The following is an 8,517-nucleotide window of genomic DNA, read 5'->3' as shown; positions in this document are numbered from 1 at the left end:
AAGTCGGGTCCCGTTGGGGCACGAAGTCGGGTTCGACCTGTCCACGGCACTGGGCCCGCACCCCCCGAAGGGATGCGGGCCCAGTGACTCAGCCGGAGACCTACTCCGCCTTGGGCGGGGTGATCTTGATCTGCGCGGACTGGTTGTTCTGCGTCGTCGTCTGGACGGTCACCGTGGTGCCGAAGCCGACTCCGTCATCGGCCGGGTTGCCCGACCCCAGCGGGGTGGCGATGCCGATGTCGAGGCCGTAGTACTGCGGCAGCGGGTTGCCATCGGCGTCGACGACACGGGTGCTGTACGGGGCGACGCCCACGGACGGCACGACGGTCGAGGCGTCGGCGTCGCGGTAGAAGAGCGAGCTGCCCCGGATCTCGATGCCCGGGTACCAGCCCTTGTTGTCCGTGAACGTCTTCACCGCGGCCTGCTTGCCGAAGGTGTTGCACGCCTCGCCGGTGAAGTCGGCCCGCGTCGAGCACTCCTTGAACGGGTAGGTCCCGAACAGGTTGAACGCGGCGTTGGACGACTGCGGACGCGACGGCAGGTTCTTCAGCGTCGACGTGTCGAGAGCCGCGTTGGCGCCGGAGCGACGCAGCGGGTCGAAGTGACTGTCGACGATGAGCAGACCGCCCTTGGCTCCCTCACTCGGAAGGGATGTGAGGTTGTTGAGCACGTGGTTGGCGTCGCCGTACGACGTGTCGCGGTACCAGACGAGCGCACCGGGAGCGTTGTAGTTGATCTTCTCGACCTTCCACGCGCCGTCGCCGCCGAGCTTCTGGTAGGTCGTGTCGTAGGCGTACTTCAGACCCTCGTCGAAGCCGTCGAGGTTGCGCCACTCCACGAGGTAGTACTGCGCGCGCTCGCTCGAACCCGTGTCGATGACCCAGCCCGCGCCGAGCGGCGTGCCGTCAACCCAGGTGCCCTTGGTTGCCGTCCAACCGTTGGCGCCGCCCTCGACGTCATCGGACCACGTGGTGGCGCCGCCACCGGTGACCGAGAAGTCGTCGGCGAACCAGCCACGCTCGGTGAACGCGGCGTCGGTGGACTGCATGAGCCGGACCTGGATGGTCTGGCCCGCCCAGGCGGACAGGTCGATCCAGTCGTGGCGCCAGCCGTCACTCGACGCGTGGAGGCCGTACTTGCGGTTGCCGAAGGTGGCGAGGTTGCCGTGCGGGTCCGGGTACGTGTCGGACGTCGAGACCAGGTCACCGGCCTCGTCGTAGACCTTCTGCGGGGTCCACGTCGCGCCACCATCCGTCGACACCTCGACGAAGCCGAAGTCCCAGTCCTCTTCGATGATGTAGTTGTTCCACATCCAGAACTTGGCGTCGGCCGCGTTGGGCACCTCGACCGAGCGGGTGAGCGAGTTCATCGCCCAACTCTGGTCGTTGCTGCCCCACCACATGTTCTCGCCGCTGTGCGGCTCGGCCAGGGTGATGGACTTGTTCGGCAGGTTGATCTTGACGCCGTCGGCCGAACCCTTGGGGGTGCGGCTCGTCTGGCCGACCTTGACGGTCTTGGCCGCGTCACCGGGGTTCATGACGACCGGGTCGGCCCAGCCGAGGACCCACTTGTCCCAGAGACCCATGTGCGTCGGCATCGACTGGAAGATCGGGCCCGAGTGCGAGCCGGAGCTCATGAGGTCCCAGAAGTCGACGTCGGAGTCGCCACCGCTCGCGGTGTCGTAGAGGTCCGGCAGACCGAGGTCGTGGCCATACTCGTGCGCGAACACACCGACACCCGAGTCCTCGGGCTGGACGATGTAGTTCGACAGGCGGAGGTCCGTGCCGGGCACGGGAGCGCCGCCGGGCACGGCGGACGAGTGCGCCCAGATGGCGTACGGGCCCTCGGCGCCGCCACCACCGGACTTGTCCTCGCCGGCGTGGACGAGCACGACGTGGTCGATGACACCGTCGGGCTCGAGGACGTTGCCGTCACCGTCGATGTCGCCCTGGTCCTCGATGTCGTAGTCCGCCCACGGGAACTTCGGGTCGGCCTTCGCGAGCGCCGCCACGGCGTCGATCGGGAGCTGGCCGGGACCCTTGGGGTTGCTCGGGTGACCCTGCATGTCCTGGATGCGGTCGTAGACCCACTCGCCGGTCTCGTCGTCCTTGTGGCAGACCGTCGCGCCGTAGTAGGCCTCGGAGTGCGGGACCGTGATCCACGGGGTCGCCTCGCCACCGACGGTGTAGGCGCCCTTCGACATCTCCTCGTACATGTTCTTCATCGTGTAGCCGGAGATGTCGATGCCGGGCTTGCCGTCGGGGCCGGTGAGGTCGGGACGGACGCGCTCGGTGATGCCCTCCTTGGTGTAGAGCATCTTGTTGAAGTGCTCCGAGGAGAAGTCCGCGACCCACATCGAGTTGTTGTCCTTGAGCGCACTCTCACCCGGGCTCGGGATCTGGTTGTGCGTCGGACCGTTCTGGATGTTGCCGGGCACGCAGGTGGGGTTGCTGAAGCCGTCCGGGACCATCGACTTCGTGAAGTCGTCGTTGGCGTCCTCGTTGAACTCCACGAGGATCGTGAGGAGCTTGGCCTCCTGGGTGGACTTGGCCTGCTTGTAGTTCTTCGCCTTGAGCTGCTTGGGGCTCTTGCCCGTCTTGATCGCCTGCGCCTCGAGCTTGGCGAGTTGGCGGGCGGCGACCGGGTTGCCCTGGCTGTGCTTGCGGTCGAAGGCCTTGGCCTTGGCCAGGGCTTCCTGCTGGGCGGTCGCCTTCGCCTTGCTCACGGGCTTGCCGTTGAGCTTGACGGCCTTGTCGGTGCCGAACGCACTCTCGACCTGCGGTGCGGCGTAGTTGATGTAGCCATCGACCGAGGCCACGTCGGATCCGGCACTCGCCGGACTGGATTGGGGCGCAGCGGCGACGGAGCCCGACCCGAGGGTCAGTCCGGTCGCTGCCAACGCAACGGCTGGCGCGATGGCGAGGTAACGCCGTGCGCGCACAGTTTTGCGAGCAGTCATTTTTCTCCTCCGAGTTCCGGGGACAGGGCCCGGTGCCCGTGCGCCATTGCACGGACAGTTGTGCATCCTGCCGTGAACGGTCCGGAGAGGGAAGGGTTTCGCGGTGAACGGTCGCTGTGCGTGGAGTCAGCGACCCATCCTGGCCACGGCGACATGCACCGTGGTCGGATCGCCGGGAAGGACCACTGCCAGGCGCTGCCAGGCAGTGTCGTCGGGCCAGAGTCCAGCGCACTTGCGCATGCCCTTGACGTGCTCCACCGCCGGCCCGAGCAACTCGCGGTCGGCGTTCGTGAGGCCGCTCGATGGCACGTCGCCGGTGAGACCGGCCTGCTGACAGATCTGCAGGGCGTTGGACCGCGGCGCCGTGAACGTCACGCGATAGGCCTCCAGCCACTGCATGGCTGCGACGTCGACCCGCTCGGCCGTGGCGTCGTTGGCGTTCGACGGCAACTGGAGGCCACCGAGCGCGAGCGCGTCCTCCGGAGTGACCGGACCCGTGGGTGTCGTCGATGCACTGGCCGACGAGGAGTTCGTGGGTTCCGAGGTCACGGTTCCCTCCCGGGGAGTGGCGTCGTCGCCGCCGCATCCCGCGAGGGCGAGAAGTGGTGCGATCGCGAGGCAGGCCAACGTTCTGCGCAGGGTTGTGGTCATCGTGTTCATCCTGACGTTTCGCGGGGCTCGGAGGTTCCCACTGCTGTGTACTCCTGGGCCAGTCCCTTGCGGTGCAGCTCGGCGAGTTGCTCGTCCGTCACGGTGAACGGCCCGATCTGGGTGCTCTTGGTGCCGTCCCAGTTGTAGCGGTCACGGATGTTGACGGTCGTGGTCATCTTGTAGGTCCACTCCCCACCCGGTGTCGTGGGCGGGTAGGCCGTTACCTGGCCGGTGAGGTTCCACGAGATGCCGTTGAGGGCGTAGTACCAGTTCTGGTCGTCGTTCAGGTAGACACCGCTCCACGCCGTGTTGATCGGGAACGTCACGGGTCCGGTGGCGCCGGAGCTCTGCGCCCGCTCGATGGCGAGGAGCCCGAGGTCGCCCTCGGCAGTCTCCACCGCCGACGAGAGGTTCTGGCTCGACTCGAGCATGGAGTCGACGTCCTGGTCGAGCGGCTCGCCGGAGTTGCCGAGGAAGTGCGACAGGTTGCGGGAGGCGTCGGGCCACTTGCCGGCCAGCGCGTTCGCCGCGAGCTGCGCCGCCTTCTTCGTCAGGCGGTCCCCGATCCCGGCATCTTCGGACGCGTGCTGGCCGCCACCCTCGTCAGGGGGACTCCACGCCGGCGGTTCCGGGTTCTCGAGCGGGGTCGTGCCGTTGGCCGGCGGGCCGAGGCCTTCGGGGTAGGGCTCGCCACCCGGTGTCCCGCCCGGGGAGGGCTCACCGGGGGGTGCGGTCTCGCCGGGCTCCGGCCGGTTGCCGCGCTGGTCGTTGCGGTCGCTGTCGCGGGTGTCGCCTTCGGCGTCACGTCGGGTGTTGTCGCTGCCTTCGGTGTCCCCGCCGGCTTCGGTCTCGCCGCCGCCGGTCGATGCTCCCGCTGCGGCACAGTCGGCCTCTCCGCCGAAGATGTTGCCCACCGTGCACGAAACCTTCTGGGTGACCCCGCTGTTGTCCACGGAGACGAAGACCAGGCCCACGACGAGCGCGGCCACGGCCACGATCCCGCCCCATTCGAGACCGGTGGCACCCCTCTCGCGCCACGCGCGGTTCAGATTCCTCCCCATGAGGCTCACTCTAGGGACGTCCCCGTGCCCCCACATGGGTCCGTGGACCCGGATCGGGACCCAACTCGCCCGGCGATGCGGTCCAGCCGTAGCGTTGAAACCATGCGCGGAGGCTGGCACGTGGTCGCAGCGAAGGGGCGCTGGGTCGGGTGGGCATTGGTGCTCGCCCTCGCGTTCGGTGCCGTTCGGACGACCTGGTATGCCGTCGGCCCGCCTAGCGAGTCCAGTCGCCTGCGCGCCCAGGTCACGTGGCTGAACGACGCCGTCGACGACTCGGCGGCGGAGCGGATGCAGGGGCTCTTCCCCGAGGGAGAGGTCTTCACGTTGGCACTGACCGCACTCGCCACGGCTCGCGCGGCCGAGCAGGAGGGCGCCGACCGCGTTCGTCTCACCGAGCTCGTGACCACACGGGTCGGTGAGCTGTCGGATCCGACGGTCACCGCGGCATACCTGCCTGCCGGAGGCCTCGAGAACGGGATCTTCCTCGCCGGGTGGCGACTCCACGCGCAGCTCGCCCAGGCGCGGCTCAGCGGCTCGCCAGAGGACGCCGACACCGCGGTGACCGCTGCGCGAAGGATCCTCACTGCGGTCGAGGGGAGCTCAGGCCCATTCCTCGAGGCCTACCCCGGCCAGGTGTGGCCGGTCGACACCGTCGTGGCGATGGCGGCGGTGGCGGACGTCGACCGCGCCTTCGGCGTCCCGCTTGCCGACGACGTGGTCGGACGGTGGGTCGAGCGGGCACGGGCACTGGCAGCCGACGGGCTCGTGCCTCATCACGTCGGTCCGGACATGTCGGTGCTCGACGGGCCGCGCGGCAGCTCGGGCGCACTCGCACTGTCGTTCCTCCCGAGCCTCGACCCGGAGTGGTCGGCGCAGGCGTGGGAGGCGTTCGTGCCGCGGTTCGTCACACGCGTGGCCGGGGCCGTCGGGGTCCGCGAGTTCGAGTCGGGGTCGAACCGGTCCGGTGACGTCGACTCGGGCCCACTCATCGCAGGGGTCTCCCTCTCCGCATCGGCCGTGGCGGTCGCGGCCGCCCGGGCCAACGGGTCCCCGGCGCTCGCCGCCGACCTCATGCGGCAGGCCGAAGTCGTCGGCCTGCCCATCGACATGGGAGGCTCCCGTCGCTACGCGCTGGGGGCCCTCCCTGTCGGCGACGCCTTCCTCGCGTGGGCGCGGAGCACGCCCGAGGTCACGGCGACGGTGTCCACGGAGGCGCCGCGTCCCCTGTGGTGGGTGTGGGTCGCACCGTGGCTCCTGGGGATCGCCGCCCTTGTCATCGCCCTACGGGTCGCGCGTCGCCGGCGGCCACCTGATGCGGAACAACAGGAACGCGCAGCTGTCCAAGGCCCCTGATCCTCGAACAGCCGCGCGTCCCCTCTCCCTGTTCCCCTGAGTCTCGTGACGCGGGAGGGCGCCACGAGACCGTCTCAGTCGCCCTGCGGAAGGGCGTTCACCGCGGTGGTGATGACGGCCGGATCCGGCGGCGGACCCGCGCCGTAGGACACGAAGCCGACGAGGAACTCACCGTCGGCGACGAGGGCGATGTCCTGGGTCACCTTGCGCTCACCCTGCGACGTCATCCGCCACACGACGGCGTTGGCCGGCACGTCGGCGAAAGCGACCTTGTCGATCGTGAAGCGGGTCGTGGGGCTCGTCGGCGACTCCCCCTTGGTCTCGAAGCTGGTGCAGGAGCGCAGGGCCTCTGCGACCTGCGACACGACCTGGTCGGCCAGGCCATCGCGGTGCGCCTGGACGTATTGCGACAGGAACGGTCCCACGGCAGATTGGGCGAACCGGCGTCGGGCCGACCCCCGAGGATCTTCGGGCTCGATGTCCACGCCACACACGGTGAGGCCGAACCCGGGCTGCGGCGGTTGGCTGAGACGCCACGGGTCGGGGAATGCGTCCTCGGGCAGGAAGCGACTCTTGGCGCGTGCCTCGAGGTCGGCATCGGTGGCAGAGCCGGAGGGCGAGACGCTCTCGCTCGCTGCCTGGCCCGATCCCGTGCCGGGGCTCTGCTCATCGCCGCACGCAGTCATCGTCATCACTCCCACGACGAGCACGGCCGCAGCAGTGCGTCGCCCGAACACGGTCCCCATGTTGGTGAACTGTAGGTCGGTGAACCGTCGCATCAGGGGTACCTCGGGTTCCGGAGCTGCTCCTGGAGCAGGGCAGCCATTGCGTCGTGGCCCTGGGCGTTGGGGTGGAACGACCCGGGGTCGGTCACCGAGAGGCCGGGGCCGCCCCAGTCGAGGTCGTTGATCCATTGCTCGCCGTCCGGTGCGCCCACCCCGTGGCCCAGGAAGGCCTGCGTCGGATCGATGAACTCGACCCCGGCCTCGCGGGCGGCCTCGCGCAACATGGCATTGAGAGCGTCAGCCTTGCCGTTCATCCAGATCTGGTCCTCGTTGAAGAGCATGTTGTTCAGCTCCTGGCTGGGCGGGTCGTTGAACAGCCGCGGGTATCCCATGATGATGACGCGGGCGTTCGGAGCGCGCTCGCGGATCTCGGTGTAGAGCGCCACGAGTTCGGGCTTGAGGTCCTCGATCCGCTGGTCCAGCTCGTCGTTCCACTTGGCCTGGCAGCCGTCGGTCCACGCGACGCCCCCGCCACCGTTGAGGACGCAGTCGGTGAGGACCTTGGAGAATCCCAGGTCGTTGCCGCCGATCGACATCGTCACGAGTGACGTGTCGTCGTTGAGCGAATTGAGCTGGGCCTCTTCGTTGTCGTTCTTGTCGTTGGGGTTGTGCAGGTCCCCCTGGGTCGCGCCGGAGCAGTAGGCAGCGGTGAACCCGCCCTCGAAGTCAAAGGCCGAGAAGGTCTGCTCGGCGTAGGCGCTGCCCGATCGCCGGCACCGGTTGTGCGAGTCGTCGCCCCAGTTGCCCGGGTTCCAGTCGTCACGGTTGTCGTAGTTCGTGCCGTCGTGGTAGTCGCCGGCTCCCTCGCCGGAGGCGAAACTGTCGCCGAGCGCGACGTAGTCGCCGCCGAGAGCCTTCTCGAGGGCAGTCTGGACCGAGCTTGCCGTGTCCTCGCAGTTCTCCCCCATGAAGACGCGGCACACCGCGTTGGTGGTGTGCTTGCCCAGGTCGCCGTACATGATGCCGAACCACACTGCGGCGACGACGAGGGCCGCAGCCGCGATCATGCCGCCGTACTCGAGACCGGTGGCCCCCCGTTCCCGGTCGCGTCCCCCTCCGGACGCACCGGGATCGCGCATGTCCGCGCTCCGGGGCTGGTCACCTGTCATGCCGAGAACGCTATTGAGCCGGTATGCCGTCCGGCAGGGCCCGCGGACCCATCCCCGGGCCCGTTGTCGCCTGGGCCCACTGGGTCCAGGGAGTCAGACACTCACCTGGTCAGGAGGGTAGGTCGGGGCAGCTCTCAGGCGAGGCCGAGCAGTCCCACGCCCGACACCACGGCGAGCACAACGCCAACCCGAACCGCCGCGCGGCGGTGGGCACCCGGCATACCGGCGCCCGCAAGGGCAACCACCGCGCAGGCCGCGATCACCCACGGAAAGGCCCGGTCGCCGGCCCCGACGACCTTGCCGAGGAGTACCGCGACCCAGGCGAGCGTGGTCGCGGCAGCAGCTGCCCAGGGCGCCTGCCCGCGGACACGCTCCACGACGAGGGCCACCGCGGCAGCAGCCCCGAGGAGGAGCGAGTAGCGCCCGATCGTATATTCGACGCCCCCCTCCTCCGGGCGATAGAGGTAGGTGCCCAGCCAGACGACCGGGAGTGCGAGGAGCGCGACGACGAGGATCGGCGTCATGACGCGCCGTGCCGGGGTCTGCCGCTCGGTTGTCACGGGCCGCATCAGTCGCGGAGTTTGGGTTCGGTGTTGACC

7 protein-coding genes are annotated in these 8,517 nt (G+C 69.0%); 1 reads left to right on the top strand and 6 read right to left on the bottom strand.

Going from position 1 to position 8,517, the window contains the following annotated elements; genetic code table 11:
• Positions 1-100 precede the first annotated feature (100 nt).
• The 3 genes from N803_RS17110 to N803_RS17765 all read right to left on the bottom strand — a co-directional run bounded on the left by N803_RS17110 (position 101) and on the right by N803_RS17765 (position 4,671).
• Positions 101-2,959 carry an immune inhibitor A domain-containing protein gene (locus N803_RS17110; RefSeq protein ID WP_035907564.1) on the bottom strand — a complete coding sequence of 953 codons (2,859 nt, stop codon included), beginning with the start codon at positions 2,957-2,959 and terminating at the stop codon, positions 101-103.
• 126 nt (positions 2,960-3,085) lie between these two features.
• A complete protein-coding gene (locus N803_RS17105; RefSeq protein WP_156969851.1) occupies positions 3,086-3,610 on the bottom strand; it encodes a hypothetical protein in 525 nt (174 codons plus the stop codon).
• A gap of 5 nt (positions 3,611-3,615) precedes the next feature.
• Complete coding sequence (locus tag N803_RS17765; protein ID WP_052112440.1) at positions 3,616-4,671, bottom strand: hypothetical protein; 1,056 nt, start codon at positions 4,669-4,671, stop codon at positions 3,616-3,618.
• A 102-nt stretch (positions 4,672-4,773) separates the two neighbouring features.
• Between N803_RS17765 and N803_RS17095 the strand changes: the two genes are divergently transcribed.
• Positions 4,774-6,024, top strand: a complete 1,251-nt coding sequence (locus N803_RS17095; RefSeq protein WP_052112439.1) for a cytochrome c-type biogenesis protein — start codon at positions 4,774-4,776, stop codon at positions 6,022-6,024.
• 74 nt (positions 6,025-6,098) lie between these two features.
• Here N803_RS17095 and N803_RS17090 read toward each other — a convergent pair whose 3' ends face one another.
• From N803_RS17090 to N803_RS17080, 3 genes are all read right to left on the bottom strand, one after another.
• Complete coding sequence (locus N803_RS17090) at positions 6,099-6,770, bottom strand: hypothetical protein (protein ID WP_156969850.1); 672 nt, start codon at positions 6,768-6,770, stop codon at positions 6,099-6,101.
• A gap of 32 nt (positions 6,771-6,802) precedes the next feature.
• Positions 6,803-7,918, bottom strand: coding sequence for an SGNH/GDSL hydrolase family protein (locus tag N803_RS17085; RefSeq protein ID WP_084764647.1), 1,116 nt, complete (start codon positions 7,916-7,918; stop codon positions 6,803-6,805).
• A gap of 134 nt (positions 7,919-8,052) precedes the next feature.
• Positions 8,053-8,517 (bottom strand): hypothetical protein (locus N803_RS17080; protein ID WP_211253545.1); only part of this gene is annotated, 465 nt, incomplete at its 5' end.

This window comes from Knoellia subterranea KCTC 19937, from assembly GCF_000768685.1.
In the GTDB taxonomy this organism is placed as follows: Bacteria; Actinomycetota; Actinomycetes; order Actinomycetales; family Dermatophilaceae; genus Knoellia; species Knoellia subterranea.
The sequence above is the reverse complement of the archived record's forward strand: the minus strand, read 5'-3'. Positions and strand labels throughout refer to the sequence as shown.